13 protein-coding genes are annotated in these 14735 nt (G+C 44.1%); 3 read left to right on the forward strand and 10 right to left on the reverse strand.

Translation table 11 applies throughout. The features are described from left to right. Positions 1 to 20: 20 nt before the first annotated feature. Complete coding sequence (locus HQN90_RS00210) at positions 21 to 2267, reverse strand: PAS domain S-box protein (protein ID WP_173215354.1); 2247 nt, start codon at positions 2265 to 2267, stop codon at positions 21 to 23. A 198-nt stretch (positions 2268 to 2465) separates the two neighbouring features. On the opposite strand from HQN90_RS00210, the gene HQN90_RS00215 reads away from it, so the two are divergent. Beyond that, positions 2466 to 3398 (forward strand): zinc dependent phospholipase C family protein, encoded by a 933-nt coding sequence (locus tag HQN90_RS00215; protein WP_173215356.1) that lies wholly within the window; start codon positions 2466 to 2468, stop codon positions 3396 to 3398. Here HQN90_RS00215 and HQN90_RS00220 read toward each other — a convergent pair. The 4 genes from HQN90_RS00220 to HQN90_RS00235 are packed head-to-tail and all read right to left on the reverse strand — an operon-like array spanning position 3395 to position 8390. Then, positions 3395 to 5089: a M3 family oligoendopeptidase gene (locus HQN90_RS00220; RefSeq protein WP_173215358.1), complete on the reverse strand. Its 1695-nt coding sequence runs from the start codon at positions 5087 to 5089 to the stop codon at positions 3395 to 3397. The two genes, HQN90_RS00215 and HQN90_RS00220, sit on opposite strands and share 4 nt — an antisense overlap. Before the next feature lie 25 nt (positions 5090 to 5114). Beyond that, complete coding sequence (locus HQN90_RS00225) at positions 5115 to 5420, reverse strand: YciI family protein (RefSeq protein WP_079412780.1); 306 nt, start codon at positions 5418 to 5420, stop codon at positions 5115 to 5117. Continuing rightward, positions 5413 to 6120 (reverse strand): uracil-DNA glycosylase, encoded by a 708-nt coding sequence (locus tag HQN90_RS00230; RefSeq protein ID WP_173215360.1) that lies wholly within the window; start codon positions 6118 to 6120, stop codon positions 5413 to 5415. The genes HQN90_RS00225 and HQN90_RS00230 overlap by 8 nt, the downstream gene beginning before the upstream one ends. A gap of 14 nt (positions 6121 to 6134) precedes the next feature. Next, entirely contained in the window at positions 6135 to 8390 is a 2256-nt protein-coding gene (locus HQN90_RS00235) for a type IA DNA topoisomerase (protein WP_173215363.1), read from the reverse strand. Positions 8391 to 8602: 212 nt separating this feature from the next. Here HQN90_RS00235 and HQN90_RS00240 point away from each other — a divergent pair, with 212 nt between their 5' ends. Continuing rightward, positions 8603 to 9706: a glycosyltransferase family 4 protein gene (locus HQN90_RS00240; protein ID WP_173215365.1), complete on the forward strand. Its 1104-nt coding sequence runs from the start codon at positions 8603 to 8605 to the stop codon at positions 9704 to 9706. Positions 9707 to 9762: 56 nt separating this feature from the next. On the opposite strand, the gene HQN90_RS00245 is transcribed toward HQN90_RS00240, so the two are convergent. Continuing rightward, complete coding sequence (locus tag HQN90_RS00245) at positions 9763 to 10368, reverse strand: DedA family protein (RefSeq protein WP_173215367.1); 606 nt, start codon at positions 10366 to 10368, stop codon at positions 9763 to 9765. Between the two features lie 263 nt (positions 10369 to 10631). Between HQN90_RS00245 and HQN90_RS00250 the strand changes: the two genes are divergently transcribed. After that, positions 10632 to 11150, forward strand: a complete 519-nt coding sequence (locus HQN90_RS00250) for a C40 family peptidase (RefSeq protein WP_420851017.1) — start codon at positions 10632 to 10634, stop codon at positions 11148 to 11150. A 64-nt stretch (positions 11151 to 11214) separates the two neighbouring features. On the opposite strand, the gene HQN90_RS00255 is transcribed toward HQN90_RS00250, so the two are convergent. From HQN90_RS00255 to HQN90_RS00270, 4 genes are read right to left on the reverse strand one after another with little or no spacing between them, the layout of a single operon-like run. Next, on the reverse strand, positions 11215 to 11394 hold the full coding sequence (locus HQN90_RS00255) for a hypothetical protein (RefSeq protein WP_173215369.1): 180 nt from the start codon (positions 11392 to 11394) through the stop codon (positions 11215 to 11217). A 17-nt stretch (positions 11395 to 11411) separates the two neighbouring features. Then, entirely contained in the window at positions 11412 to 12530 is a 1119-nt protein-coding gene (locus tag HQN90_RS00260) for an MGDG synthase family glycosyltransferase (protein WP_173215370.1), read from the reverse strand. Positions 12531 to 12561: 31 nt separating this feature from the next. Further along, the gene (locus HQN90_RS00265; protein ID WP_173215372.1) at positions 12562 to 13248 is read right to left on the reverse strand and encodes a response regulator transcription factor; all 687 of its coding nucleotides are present in this window, start codon (positions 13246 to 13248) and stop codon (positions 12562 to 12564) included. Next, positions 13245 to 14723 carry a sensor histidine kinase gene (locus tag HQN90_RS00270; RefSeq protein WP_173215374.1) on the reverse strand — a complete coding sequence of 493 codons (1479 nt, stop codon included), beginning with the start codon at positions 14721 to 14723 and terminating at the stop codon, positions 13245 to 13247. The genes HQN90_RS00265 and HQN90_RS00270 overlap by 4 nt, the downstream gene beginning before the upstream one ends. Positions 14724 to 14735: the final 12 nt, after the last annotated feature.

Raw genomic sequence — 14735 nt, forward strand, 5'->3', positions numbered from 1 at the left:
GTTTTTTTTACATTTTCACCTTAAGACATATCAATTCTATCTTGATCATCGGGTTGGAGTGGCAAAAACACATCAATAATCGTGCCTTCCCCCAATTGACTCTGAATCGTCATCGTTCCTTTATGGGCTTCGACGATTTTGAAACACATCATTAACCCAAGCCCTGTCCCTTTTTCCTTCGTTGTATAGAAGGGTTCCCCTAACTGTTTAAGCCTCTCCTCCGGAATACCACAGCCGTTATCCACAGTTCGGATTCGGATCAGATCACTTTCCTGGATCGAAACCGTCAATTTAATCTGCCCATCTTTCGGAATAGCTTCCATCGCATTTTTGACCAGATTAATAAATAATTGCTTCAAGTGCATCTCAGAGCAAATCAATTCCGGAATCTCTGACTCAAACTCCAAGACCAACTCCACATCGCAAAGCACGGCTTGCGTATCCAATAAGGCTATCACCGTTTGTAAAATCTCTTTCAAGTCACTCTTTTTATAATGAATCGCTTCCGGTTTAGCAATGACGAGAAATTCACTAACAATGAAATTGATCCGATCCAACTCGGAGAGCATAATGTCAAAATAATGCTGTTTTCCCTTCATATCGTTCTGCAGAAGCTGCAGAAAGCCGCGCAGGGAAGTAAGCGGATTGCGAATTTCATGAGCAAGACCTGCGGCTAATTGGCCGGCAACGGAAAGCTTATCTGACTTTCGCAGCAATTCCTCCGTGCGTTTCCGCTCCGTGATATCACGCGTAATTCCAGCGAAGCCGATGATCTCGCCCTTTTCATTTTTCCTTGGCGTTTTGGTCACACTGACATGGACGAGCTGACCATCCTTGCGCAAACGCACCGTTTCCAGTCCGGAAATTTGCTTGCCGGCTTTCAGCATCTCATAAATTTCTTTGCGCTGTTCCTCCAGAAACTCTGGATAAATCGGCAAGGTTTGACTCAGCAGCTCATCTTGGTTCCAGCCAAAAATATGCTCATAGGCCGCATTTACGGAAATTACGCAGGAATGCAAATCAAGGACACAAATCGCATCTGTTGTATTATTAATGAATGATTCCAGAAGCTCCTTGGTCTCCCTAAGCTCTGTCTCCATCCGTTTGCGTTCTGTGATATCTACACATGAACCGATCACTTCAATGACGCGCCCTTGTTCAAATATGGGCCTTAAGGAAGTTAGATAAGTAATCCCGCGAAAAGTCGTTTCATAAAGCACATTTTCATCGCCGTTCCATGCCATGCTATAATATCTTTCAATATTCGCAGCCATTGCATAAGGCCAAATTTGAAACAAATCATTGCCAATAATTTGCGACGGCTTATAGCCCAGCCGATAAAGAAGTTCGCCATCACATAACGTATGGATGAAGTTCCCGCGCATATATCTGAATTTCATCGTCATCCCTTGTTGTCTGCGGACCGTATCATGCAGATCCTGCTGCGCAATTCTAAGCGATTCACGATCCAGGTTGTGCTGGGTGATATCCCTGGCTATGAGATAGACGCCTTGGAACGTTCCGTCCACTATAATAGGCACATTTTTCAAGCCTAACTCTATTTTGTCCCCATTCTTATGGGAAACCTTAAGCATGTAATTATCTGCTTGCAGGATTAGATTATCCGTTGAGCTTTCAATCAGACTCTCTTCGCCCCAGAAGTGGTTGATGGATAATCCAAGCATTTCTGATTCCAAATATCCCAGAATTCGTTCCATGGCGGGATTCACACTTTTGATCCAACCATCCAAGTCACAGGTTAGAATCCCTGCCGGATTATGTTCAATTAATGATTTATAGCGTTGTTCGCTTTCAGCAAGCTTTTGTTCCATTTCCGATTTCGTAGGCAGTGCTTTGAGTTGAATGATATAGTAAAGTGGTTGGTTATAAGCGTCTCTTGCCAACGAAATCCCGCATTCCACATCCAGAAGCGTACTATCCTTCTGCTTCATTCGCTTGTCGAACTGAGCAGAACGAATTTCCCCAGCTAGCAATTGAGCGCTGATTCCCCGCATTTTCACATTTTCTTCAGGCAGAAATAGGTCATTAAGATCCCTGTATACTAATTCATCCTCGGAATAGCCTGACAGCTGACATAGACTGGGGTTGACCCTGATCCATCGTCCTTGAAGTGAAACAAGTGCCATTCCAACCGTACTAAATTCAAAGACTGAGGCAAACGAAGGTTCCGTACTCGAAAACAGACCCTGAATATTGTCTGGATCTGCACTGCGCATTACATTCAGCGGATTATTGACCATATTCATTCCATATCTCCCATCTTAAAATTGCATTGGATGGTTTCCATCACCGACTGTTTGAATTCGACGATTTGCAGATTATTCCTGCCTTAGTAAGAGTTGGATTAGAAATAGTTCATGAAATGTGACCTCAAGTTTCCTTGATATGTTAAAATGTAAGGGCTCTATCCCATGAACTCATTCTATTTAGGGAGGAATTTCGGTTTGCCTAATATTTGGACTCATCTTATTTTTGGTCAAGAATTGATGAAACAACTGGGCCATGCACCCATGCTGAATGATAAGCAATTGCGGAACCTATTTTCACTTGGATGTCAGGGGCCTGATTTCCTGTTCTATCATAACTATTTACCTTGGAAAAAGAACAAAAAAATGAATGAGCTAGGGAGTCTGATGCATACGCAGCAGTGCGGCCCTTTTATTGAAGATTTGCTCCGCGCTGTGGAGGGAAGAGGCTTATATAATCCAGCTGTCGTCTATGTGCTCGGATTCGTGACGCACCATATTCTAGACCGCAACATGCATCCCTATGTCTTTTATAAATCAGGCTTCAAAAAATGGGATCATCAACGATTTGAAATTATTATGGACACCTTGATAGTACGCAAAAAATTGGGCTTGCAGACTTGGAAAACACCTGTGTGGAAAGAAATTTATGTAGGCGAGACACTCCCGCTTGGCGTCGTACCCGCACTCGCTCAAGCAGCTGCCAACCAATATAAGGACCATGTCTCAACTGTATCAGAACAAGATTGGAACGATGCTTACCTTGATATGATTCGAGCGCAGCGTCTGTTTCACGATCCTAAAGGTATTAAACGCATTCTAACCTTCGGTCAAATATCCCCGTTGGTCTACACCAAGCATCCGGCTCCGCTCGATTATTTGAACGAAGCCCGGACGGTTTGGCATTGTCCTACTTCTCAGGAGGAAACGTACACCTACAGCATTTGGGACTTATGGGATATTGCCCTCGAAGATGGGATGCGTGTGCTGCAAGCGGCCATAAAGGCTTTGCAAAGCGGCTCTTCCGAACATTACCGTTTACTCCATGACATGCTTGGCAATCGCTCCTATGAAACCGGTAAAGCCTGTGACAGCGGACTGAAGATCACGTATGCAAAGCCCATGATTTAAAGGCTTTTGTCATCAATCTGATCAAGCCATGATTCAATTTGACCAATGACTGACGCTACGCAGCCGTCTTTAAAAGGAGAAATCAACTGAGCGACTTCAACTAGCTCCGTGAAATTCCGACTTCCCCCCTGCTGGCATAGACGTAGGTAATCTTGCCAAGCTAATGTCGAATTCTCATTTGCCCTTTTCCAGAACTGAAACGCGCACACTTGAGCCAAGGTATAGTCGATGTAATAGAAAGGGCTTTTGAAGATGTGCTGCTGCTGATGCCAGAAGCCGCCTCTTTCCAAATAATCATTATCCGCGTATTCACGGTGCGGCAAATATTTGCGCTCAACCTCACGCCAAACCTGCTTCCGTTCTGCAGGAGTCAGATCCGGTTGTTCATAAATGCGATGCTGGAATTCATCAACAGCTACGCCATACGGGATGAACAGAAGCGATTCGCTCAGATGTTTAAATTTATATTTATCCGTTTCGTCTTCGAAGAACAAGGACATCCATGGCCAAGCAAGAAACTCCATACTCATCGAATGAATTTCGCACGCTTCCAACGTTGGGAAAATATATTCCGGCACTTGGAATTCGCGGCTGCTGAAGCCTTGAAATGCGTGGCCGACTTCATGCGTCAGTACATCAATATCACCGGAAGTACCGTTAAAGTTGGAGAAAATATACGGAGCTTTGTAGCTGCTGATGTACGAACAATAGCCGCCGACACGTTTCCCTTTCTTAGCCACCAAGTCCATCAAGCCATTCTCAATCATGAAAGTAAAGAACTCATTCGTTTCAGGTGAAAGCTCAGCGTACATGCGCTTTGCTTGCTGCACAATCCAATCAGCATCACCTTTGGGGGTGGCATTTCCTGTAGGAAAGCCAAACTTGTCATCATAATAATGGAGCGTTTCAACACCAATTCTTGCTTTCTGACGCTCCTTCAGCTTCGTTGCTGCAGGCACAATATGTTCAAGCACCTGATGACGGAATGCTTCCACATCTTTGGCATTGTAATCTGAGCGGTTCAATCGCGCATAGGCCAGCTCTACAAAATTGGCATATCCCAGCTTCTTGGCAATGACAGTACGTATTTTCACTAATTGATCGTACAATTCATCCAATTTAGCTTCATTTTCAATAAAAAAACTATATTTCACATCATTCGCTGCTTTGCGTACGTTTCGGTCTGTCGCTAACTGAAAAGGAATCAATTGCGACAAATTTCTTTCTTCGCCTTCAAAAACAAGCTTGGCCGAAGCTAGCAATTTGGAATATTCACTAGCTAATTTATTCTCTTGTACAAGATCATCGACTATTTCAGGTGAGAACGTTTTCAATGCCAAAGAGGCGATTGTAAACAACTGCTTGCCCCATTTATTCTCAAGTTCGCTGCGATAGGTGGAATGAATCAGCGCTTGATAGAATTCCGTAATCAACCCCTGATACAGGGGCTCAATTTCATCCAGAAACTCTTGTTCCGCTTTATAAAATTCATCCGTTGTATCTACACTGTGACGAATTCTGGCTATTGACTCCATCGATTCAAGCTCGCTGCGAAGCTGAACGATAGCTTCCATGGCTTGATCTTGCTCCCTGAAGGAGGAAGATTGCCGGAAATGTGCCAATAGCTCCTTAAACTTGGCTTCAAACGCCTTAAAATCAGGTCTTTCATACGTAAAGTCTTGAAATTTCATTTGAATCTCTCCTTTAATATGTATTTCACATCACGGCAATACGATAAGGATACAACTCGCTTATCATCAGCTGACTGGAGACAGCAGGGTCTTGCTCCATAATCAGTCTAGCTTCTAATTCATTATCCACCCTGAGGATCACGATGCCAAATGTTTTTTCGTCATACGTTTCTGTACGTCCTGCCAAAATAAGCTCTCCCGCTTCTTTTAATTGCAAGAGATATTGAAAGTGTTCTTCGACAATCGTATTTTCTCTGTCTGTCCATGTGCTGCGATCTACATAAGCAGGTTGTAATCGGATGACATATATAAATTCTTGTTTGTCACTCATGGTTCCCGCTCCTTGGTGGTAAATTTGGAATTTGCCAATCCATTTCTGCAACTTTCCATTTTCTTAAATAGGCATTCGCTTTTGAATAAGGTTTGCTGCCAAAAAATCCGCGATACGATGACAGCGGACTAGGGTGAACGGATTTGATAATAGCATGCTTAGTCGTGTCGATGAGACGTTCCTTGGCCTGCGCATGACTCCCCCAAAGAATAAAAATAACGGGCTGCTCCCGTTCGCTCAAGGCACGAATGATGGTGTCTGTGAATGTCTCCCAGCCTTTTCCTTTGTGAGAATTCGCGATTTCGGCCCGCACCGTCAATACCGTATTCAGCAATAAGACACCTTGGTCCGCCCATTTCTTCAGATAGCCGTTATTCGGGATCTCACAGCCAAGATCGGACTGCAATTCTTTATACATATTCTGTAAAGAGGGGGGAGGAGTTATTCCCGGTTTAACGGAAAAACTGAGGCCATGGGCTTGGCCTCTTCCGTGATAAGGATCTTGCCCCAAAATAACGACTTTGGTCGCTGCATAGGAAGTAAGGTGCAAGGCACTATAAATGTCAGGTAGTTCAGGGTAAACAGTTTGGGTCTGGTATTCCTCTATCAGAAATTGCTTCAAATCCTGGAAATATGGCTTCTCGAATTCAGCGCCTACGATAGCAGTCCAGTCGTTCGATAAGCTAGTTAAATCATTCATTTGTTCGCCTCCGCTCATTCCGTCTCAGTTCCGAGCTCTCCGGTATCGATGTTCTTCAATACAATCCGACCGTCCGCCGCGGTTCCATCCGCAAGCACGAGCTTGAGCTTCGTCGTTTTCCCTTTATTCACGAGTGCCTGAACTTGTGCATCCGTTAGATTTCGTCCAAAGCTTTCCTTCCAGATGACGAATTTACAGCCTTCTTTGTAGTGCGAGCAGCCATACCCTTTGCGTCCCATAAAAAGAGAGCCGCCACAGCCTGGTCTCGGGCAAGCTGCAAGGAATGAACTCGCGCCATCCGCCGGTTTGGCAGAGGGCTCTTTTTTCCGTGCTGCCGCTTTCTTGGCAGTCCCCTCCGGCGAAGTCGAAGTCGACCTCGCAGCTCCACGTTTCGCTGGAGTGGCAGAAGGCGTCTCGCCTTCGAAAGCAGTCTTCAAGGCTCTTGCTTGCCCGCGAACTTTATCGACAATCAAAGTTGCAAACTTTTTGACATTCAGCATGAACTGCTCGTCCGACGCGGTACCGCGGGAGATTTCATTTAATCTGCGTTCCCATTGCCCCGTCATTTCCGGAGAAGTCAGAAGCTCAATACCCGCGCCGCGAATCAGCTCTACAGCTGTCCGCCCCTTCTGGGTAAGGAGAATTTTCTTGCCTTGCATATCAATGTAGCCGACTTTCTTCAGTCGCTCGATGGTTGCCGCGCGTGTTGCCGGCGTGCCAAGCCCGGAATCCTTCATCGCATCGCGAAGCTCTTCATCCTCAATCTGCTTGCCAGCGCTCTCCATCGCTTTGAGCAGTGTGCCTTCATTGAAATGCTTAGGCGGCTGCGTATCTTTCTCCTTCACAATCGCATCGTGGCAAATGACATTCCCTTGCGAATCTAACGAGAAGGGCTCGCTTACTTCCACTTCTTCGTCTTCTTCCTCTTCCTTGTCTTTGCCTTTCGTTGCCTTCGGCTTGTCTTTTTTCTGATCAGCGTATATGACCTTCCAGCCTAGATCGAGCAATTCCTTTACAGTCGTCTTAAACATCTCTTGCTCAACTTCCGTCATCACCGTATGAACCTTATACTCAGCGGGAGGATAAAATTGCGATAAGAATCGCCGTACGATCAAATCATACAACTTCTGCTCATCAGGACTTAAACCGGATGCTTTGCGATTCGTCGGAAGAATAGCATGGTGATCCTCAACCTTGGTTGGATTGCAAATGAATTTATTGTTCTTATGCACCAGGTTGCGGTTGGCGCCTTGCACAAGCTCGTGGTAGGCCGTCCCCTGCAGCGCAGACAGCGATTTGTGCATCTCCGGAATATTTTGCTCCGTCACGTAGTTGGAATTCGTTCTCGGATAGGAAATAACCTTATGTTTCTCATAGAGCGCTTGAGCTGTGTCGAGCGTCTTCTTCGCGGAGAAAGCATATTTCCCATTCGCTTCCCGCTGCAGCAGTGTCAAATCGTATAATTTGAAAGGATATTCCTTCGTATCTTTAACTTCGTAGGACTGAATACGTGCGGGTTTGCCTTTGACCTTCGCTGCAAGCGCCTCAACCTTAGGCTGATCCGTCAGTCTCTCCCCTTGCCACATCCCTTTGTAGAGGGTGTCTCCCTGGGTGAAATGCCCTTCAAGCTCATAGAATTTCAGCGATGAGAACGCCTCGATCTGCTTCTGCCGATCATAGATGAGCGCAAGAACAGGTGTCTGAACACGGCCAACAGACAGCAGTACATTATGCTTCGTCGTGAAGGCGCGCGATCCATTCATACCGATCAGCCAATCGGCTTCACTTCGTGAGCGGGCAGCTCGCGTTAAATTCTCGTACTCTGCGCCGTCCTTCAACGTGGCGAAGCCATTGCGGATCGTCTCTGACGTCAGATCCGATATCCAAAGCCTTTTGACCGGCTGAGTAAGCTTGAGATGCCGCTGGATGAGCGAAAAGATATGCTGCCCTTCCCGCCCGGCATCACAGGCATTCACAAGCTGATCGCATTGCTTGGCCAGTTCAGCGATCACTTTCAGCTGGTCATACGTTCGCGGATTGGGAATCAGCTTGAATTCCTCCGGAATGATTGGTAAATGGTTGATATTCCACTTTTTATATTTATCATCATATTTATCCGGCTCAGCCAGCTCAATTAAATGTCCGATTGCCCAGGTGATGATATACTGCTCACCTTCCAAATAGGACCTGAGATTCTTGGCTTTGGGTTCTATTGCGGCGGCTATATTTCGCCCCATATCAGGTTTTTCCGCAATAATTAAAGTCTTCAAAAGAAAATCGCTCCTTATTCAATCGTTCTATTCAATCTTTCTAAATAAATCGGAATCTGTTGACTCAGTTTATCCCACTTTATAACTGGCTGCAATATGGAAGCAGATGAAAATAATAATTTCCTGACTAGACTTTACTCCAAGTCCAATCGTTTTCTTCGAATATGATAAATAGAAACACCATATGAAACGAAGAGGTGAGCACTGAAAATATGCATATTCTCATTATAGCACCTGAGCAAATTCCCGTACCTCCTCCTTATGGGGGCTCCGTGGAACATTGTATTTATCAAATAGCCAGAAAGATTTCCTCCAAACATAAAGTAACCATCATCAGCAAGCTGCGGACAAACTTTCCTAAGAAGAGCAAGCTAGGTCATATCACCATTCATCGCGTACCTGGCGGCAATAAACAAATCTATCTATCTAATGTGCTGAAAATGGTCAAAGGCCATCATTACGATATCATTCAAATCGATAATCGTCCAAGATTCGTACCAGCCGTCAGAAGAGCCTTCCCTCATACGGCCATCTCCGTTTTTTTACATTCAACCACCTTCATCTCTGCGCCTATGACTTCCAAGAAACAAGCTGCGAGTGATCTTAGCAGAGCCAATTACATTGTTGGAAACAGCCTTTCTCTGCAAAATCATTTGAAACGAACGTTTCCAAACATTCGTCACAAGGTTCGATACGTTCATCTTGGCGTTGAACTCAATCAATTCCGGCCTGGTAAGGCAAGAACCAGAAGCAAGCACCACCCCTTCATCATTCTTTTTGCAGGCAGGCTCATTCCTCGCAAAGGAATACCAGTGCTCATGAAAGCCACTCAAATTATAAGGAAAACCGTTCCTTCCGCAAGACTTCATATTGCCGGCGGGACAGGGAAGCCCAGCTACAAAAAACAGCTGCAACAACTCGCCGCCTCGCTCCGAATTCCGGTGACCTTCAAGGGGAATATTTCACGCCGTCAAATGCCGCAATTCTACCGGTCCGGGGATTGCTTTGTATGCCCGTCTCAGGGTCATGAAGCGTTTGGCTTAGTCAATGTGGAGGCTATGGCTTCAGGGCTCCCTACAGTCGCTTCCCGAAACGGAGGCATCCCAGAAATTATTCGTCATGCCTCTAATGGACTCTTAGTAACCAATTACCGCAGCCCTGCGGCCTTTGCCAAAGAAATTATTCAGATCGCCACCGATTCGACCAAAGCCAAAAGATTGGCCAAACAAGCCAGAATCGATGTGACGAGAAGATTCAGCTGGCGAGCCACGGCTAGCAAATTAGAAACGATTTATGCCTCCAAGTCCTCTAGGTAGATCCGACAAAAAAACCTCGAAACCCATTGAATCATCGGGCTTCGAGGTTTTTCTATCTATGAAGTAAGGCGTCTTTGCCGAACCAATCGCTTAGCTGCTATCCAACCAAGGGCGAGTACGCCGGCAACAATGATCAAGCCTAATGGATGATGCAAATGGATAAATAAGTGATGCCAAGCTTTCCCCAGCTTCTGACCTAGAAGAACAATAACCAAAATCCAAGCCAAGGCGCCAAAGTAAGAGACCGCTATGAATTTAGCGAAACGCATCTTGGTTGCACCTGCAATGAACGGGGCTGCATGACGCAGTCCTGCGACATAGAAGCCAACTAAGAGAAGAATGGCTCCATGCTTTTGAACATATTCCGCCCAAGTGTCCAATCGCTTCTCTGACAGCTTGATCCACTTGGTCACTTTGCTGATTCTTCGGAGGCCGATTCGCTGACCAAGCACATAATTAAGCGTCATCCCGGCACAAGCACCAAGCCAAGCAAATCCAATGATGCCTTCCATCTGAAGATTTGCTTTCACTGCGATATATCCAGCACCTAAAAGGATAATCTCAATAGGGAGCGGTATGCCGACAATGCCTATAAAAAGCAAGACAACGATAGAGGCATACCCATAATGCGTAATTAACATGATCATCGAATGTTGATTCATTGATACTCACCTGCCTTGTATTGATCGTACCATAGGAATGTAAGAAGAGTATGAGAGGAAGATTAGAAACGAAAAAAATTTGCGAATTTCGAAAGTCAAGGTTCTGAACCTGATAAAATTCTCATCGTTTTCTAATAATCCGATCGCAACCCAGAATAGGACTAGCTTTCAAGCATGATTGGTAATCATTAGGCGACTCTAAGCATGTTAAGGTTATCTCAGGTGGAAGCCTAAAACACGATCCTTAAGGAGGATATCCAATCATGAATATCATGAAGAAGAGTCGCCTGAAAAAATCGCTATTAGGAATTACACTTAGTGTATCCTTAATTACTTCAATTAACCTAATCGCGATACCGCAATCCGCACATGCTGCAAGCAGTGATGCAGCAACATCAGCTTCAACAGCGGCATCTGGCAAGGCAAAATCCATCATTTCGACCGGTAAACAATATTTAGGTGTACGCTATCAGTTTGGGGCTACGAAAGATCGGACTACGTCCTTTGATTGCTCATCCTTTACCCAATTTATTTTCGCGAAGAACGGAATTACGCTGCCGCGTTCATCCAAAGAGCAATCGCAGGTTGGTACCTTTGTATCCAAAAATCAGCTTCAACCTGGGGATCTTGTCTTCTTCTATTCACCTATTCATCATGTAGGTATTTATATAGGCAATGGCAAGATCATGCATACGTACGGAAGTCCTGGCGTAACCATTTCTGATATCACTTCAGGCTGGTGGAGCGACCACTACAAAACAGCTAGACGTGTGATTAACTAAGTGAAACCCAGCAAAAGACCTCCTCTCAGATAACCATTCTGAAGGAGGTCTTTTTTTATCCACATTAAATTGCTTTACTTTCTTCATGATCGCCTCTTTTTCCGGGAATAATAAGAATATGGTCCAAAATGAATTGCTTTTCCACCAATGTCAAATCGGATTTCAGGATTAACTTGACTATTTTTTCTTCTAAATGACTAATTGATTCTAGAAATTCATCGAATTCTTCGCTTTTCGCCATCATTCGTCTCACGCCCCTCATTAAATAGATATCGGAACTTGGTGATTAATTCTTTGCAAAATATCATTCACGATATGAGAGGCTGCTTGATGGTGCTGCAATCCTTTCATGCGTTCCCTTACTTCATCATATAAACGTGGATGAGTCATAAATTCGTTAATTTTTCTTGTTAATTCTCCCATATTCGATGAAACGGAAGCAACACCGCGGCTGGAAAGATATACAGCATTTTCCTTTTCTTGCCCCGCGTATGGTTTATATATGAAAATAGGAAGCTGCAAGGCAATGGCTTCAGTTAATGTTAAACCTCCTGCCTTCGTTACAATGCAAGTAGCCCTAGACATCCATTCATGCATATTATCAACAAAACCTAAAATGGTCACATCTGTATATGCGGCAAAATGTTCTTCAAGCCTCAACTTGATTTTCTCATTATTTCGGCCGAAGACAACAACGATTTGACATTGGCTTAACCCCACCAATCCGTGCAGCAATTCATCCAAATAACTAATAACACCTTGATCTGAGGCCATTATTAAAATCATTTTCTTATGCTGTAATTGTTTAGCGTCCGGGCCCTTAGAGAACTCTTGACGCAGCGGGATTCCACTCACCTCAACACGCTCTTTGCTGAAACCTTTGAAAATGATTTGCTGCTTTAGTTCTTCTGTAGCTACATAGTACTTATCTACCTTCGGATGTAACCAACTGGCATGTAAAGCATAGTCTGTAAGCACCGTGAAATTCGTAATCCCCAATGAACTGCATACTTCTGGTGATGCACCGAACGGAAACGTATTGACGACGACATCCGGACGCTCTTGGTGGATAAGCTCCCTCAGCTTCTTTTGTCCCAAATAAGTCATGGATCTCTGAAATAATGCGGTTCGTTTCGTATCACGAGTTAAATAGTAGCTCCACCCATAATAGTCAAGACCCATCCTTGAACTTTTGGTACTCTTGTTAATCAGCGAGGCTGTGAGCAAATGAATGAAAGGATGCCCTTCCTTCATAAGATTGACAATTTTAACATTGTCTACACCTTGTTTTACAAATTGCTGCTGAAGTGCTTTAGAGGCTTGAACATGACCATTACCATAGCTTTCGGTAAGAATTAATATACGAGGATTCACATTCATACTTAAGAAAACCTCCATTCCATGCTTTGTGCTAAATCCGAAAACGATACCCAGCTCCCCATACCGTTTCAATGTATTGCGAGTTGGACGGATCAATTTCGATCTTTTCTCTTAACTTACGGATATGAACCGTAACCGTCTGTGAATCACCTATCGCATCAAACCCCCAAATTCGCTCAAACAGATGATCCTTGCTAAACACGCGATTCGGATTATTAGCCAGAAAATAGAGTAAGTCAAATTCCTTCGTAGTTAAGTTCATTTCTTGCTGGTGGACAAATACGCGGCGAGAGCTGTTGTCAATAAGGAGTCCCTGAATTTGAATTTCATCCTTATGCTCTTTGGTGCCTATCAAACGCTCATAACGCGTTAAATGTGCTTTGACCCTTGCAACAAGCTCCCCAGGCTTGAATGGCTTCGTAATATAGTCATCTGCTCCAAGTCCAAGTCCACGAATGACATCAATATCCTCTTTTTTGGCCGTAACCATCAATATCGGAATTTGATGCTTCTCACGTATTTGCTTGCAGACTTCAAAGCCATTAAGCAAAGGCAGCATGACATCAAGAATAATTAAATCATAATCGCCGCGAAGGCCCAGCTTCAGTCCTTGCTCTCCATCCGTCGCAATATCCACTTTAAAGCCGTTTACTTCCAAGTAATCTCGCTCAAGCTCAGCAATGAGCTGCTCATCTTCTACAATAAGTATATGTTTCATTCATACCCACCATCTTTGTGCCTTCTTTGCGGCAAGTTTATCGTCATACAAGTTCCTTCCCCCTTCACACTGGTCGCTCCGATAGTACCACCATGCCCTTCAATCATCTGCTTCGAAATGGCCAGCCCCAACCCACTTCCGCCATGATAAGAGTTTCTAGATGGGTCTGCCCGATAAAAACGATCAAAAATATGGGGCAATGCTTCAGCATCCACTCCTGCACCGTTATCCGTAATTTCAATGACAACACGCGCCCCCGCCAATCTGGCATGCAAAGAAATAGTTTTCTCTGTTTTGTTCATATATTTCAAGCAATTATCCAGGATGTTAGAAAAAACGCGCCTCAATTTGTCTCGATCAATCGAGACTTGAACCTGCTGCGGTAAAACGATATCCGATTTATAGTGAACGCCTTTTTTGCCAAGTTCAAAATCAAGCTCATCTGACCAATCAGCTAAAAAAGATGCGAAATCTACGACTTCAAAATGAAACGGTACTCGTTTCAAATCTAATTTGGAATATAGAAATAATTCATCAATTAAATGATCCATCTCTTCCGCTTTAGATGAAATAATATCAATATATTTTTGCTTCTTATCCGCGGTATCGGCAATTCCGTCACCTAATCCGTCTACGTACCCTCTAATGGCTGTAAGCGGAGTCCGAATGTCATGTGAAATATTAGAAATCAGTTCTTTCCGGTTTTCCTCATATTGCACTTGCGTTTGAATGGATTCCAGCAGTTGTTTGCGCATTTGCTCGAAGGCGATGCTAAGCTGCCCAATTTCATCCTTGCTTGTAATCTGGACTTGAAAATCAAGATCACCTGATTGAATCCGCTTCATCGCATTCTTGAGCTTCCGAAGTGGATTGATAATGCTTTTTGAGACAAAATAAGTTAACAAGGTATGCGTTACAATCAGAATGATAAGCAAGATAATAAAAAGGATAGGGAAAAATTTCTGAGTAAAATTAACTAATGGATTTATCGTCGTGATAACGAAGATGCTCCCTGTATGCTGCTCGGGATAATTAAAATCAAACGAATTGATCTCAAGTAATTGTTTGCCATATCGTTTGGCATCTTCACGTTCCGGATGTCCGGGGTGCTTGAATGGAGGCAGCTGCTGGAGTACGTCAGAATCTTTCAAAGCAGGTGAAACGTACACCAGCGCATTATCCTTGCGAACTACCAGCTTCGAGTTATTGAGTTGAAGTTCTTGATCTATGTCTGCTATATAGGTCAAGTCTGCTAAGATGGACGGATTTTTCTCCGAAGTTCGCTTCAATTCTTTGAACGTATGCTCCACATTCTGATTTTCGAATAGGCCGACACCTGAATGCAATTGCTCTCGAATGCTTTGGAAATCCCCACGAAAAACAACTACGAGCAGCATCGCCGTGATGATCATCATAATGAGTGGAATAAGCAGCATAGCTGCATATGAATACAATAATTTTAGCCGGATAGACATATGCAGACCCCG

Source organism: Paenibacillus alba, from assembly GCF_013204855.1.
Lineage (GTDB): Bacteria > Bacillota > Bacilli > Paenibacillales > NBRC-103111 > Paenibacillus_E > Paenibacillus_E alba.

Coding starts and splice junctions, on each gene's coding strand:
- HQN90_RS00210 (WP_173215354.1), bottom strand. CDS start 2,267: ATGAATATGGTCAATAATCCGCTGAATGTAATGCGCAGTGCAGATCCA.
- HQN90_RS00220 (WP_173215358.1), bottom strand. CDS start 5,089: ATGAAATTTCAAGACTTTACGTATGAAAGACCTGATTTTAAGGCGTTT.
- HQN90_RS00225 (WP_079412780.1), bottom strand. CDS start 5,420: ATGAGTGACAAACAAGAATTTATATATGTCATCCGATTACAACCTGCT.
- HQN90_RS00230 (WP_173215360.1), bottom strand. CDS start 6,120: ATGAATGATTTAACTAGCTTATCGAACGACTGGACTGCTATCGTAGGC.
- HQN90_RS00240 (WP_173215365.1), top strand. CDS start 8,603: ATGCATATTCTCATTATAGCACCTGAGCAAATTCCCGTACCTCCTCCT.
- HQN90_RS00245 (WP_173215367.1), bottom strand. CDS start 10,368: ATGAATCAACATTCGATGATCATGTTAATTACGCATTATGGGTATGCC.
- HQN90_RS00250 (WP_420851017.1), top strand. CDS start 10,632: ATGAATATCATGAAGAAGAGTCGCCTGAAAAAATCGCTATTAGGAATT.
- HQN90_RS00255 (WP_173215369.1), bottom strand. CDS start 11,394: ATGATGGCGAAAAGCGAAGAATTCGATGAATTTCTAGAATCAATTAGT.
- HQN90_RS00260 (WP_173215370.1), bottom strand. CDS start 12,530: ATGAATGTGAATCCTCGTATATTAATTCTTACCGAAAGCTATGGTAAT.
- HQN90_RS00265 (WP_173215372.1), bottom strand. CDS start 13,248: ATGAAACATATACTTATTGTAGAAGATGAGCAGCTCATTGCTGAGCTT.
- HQN90_RS00270 (WP_173215374.1), bottom strand. CDS start 14,723: ATGTCTATCCGGCTAAAATTATTGTATTCATATGCAGCTATGCTGCTT.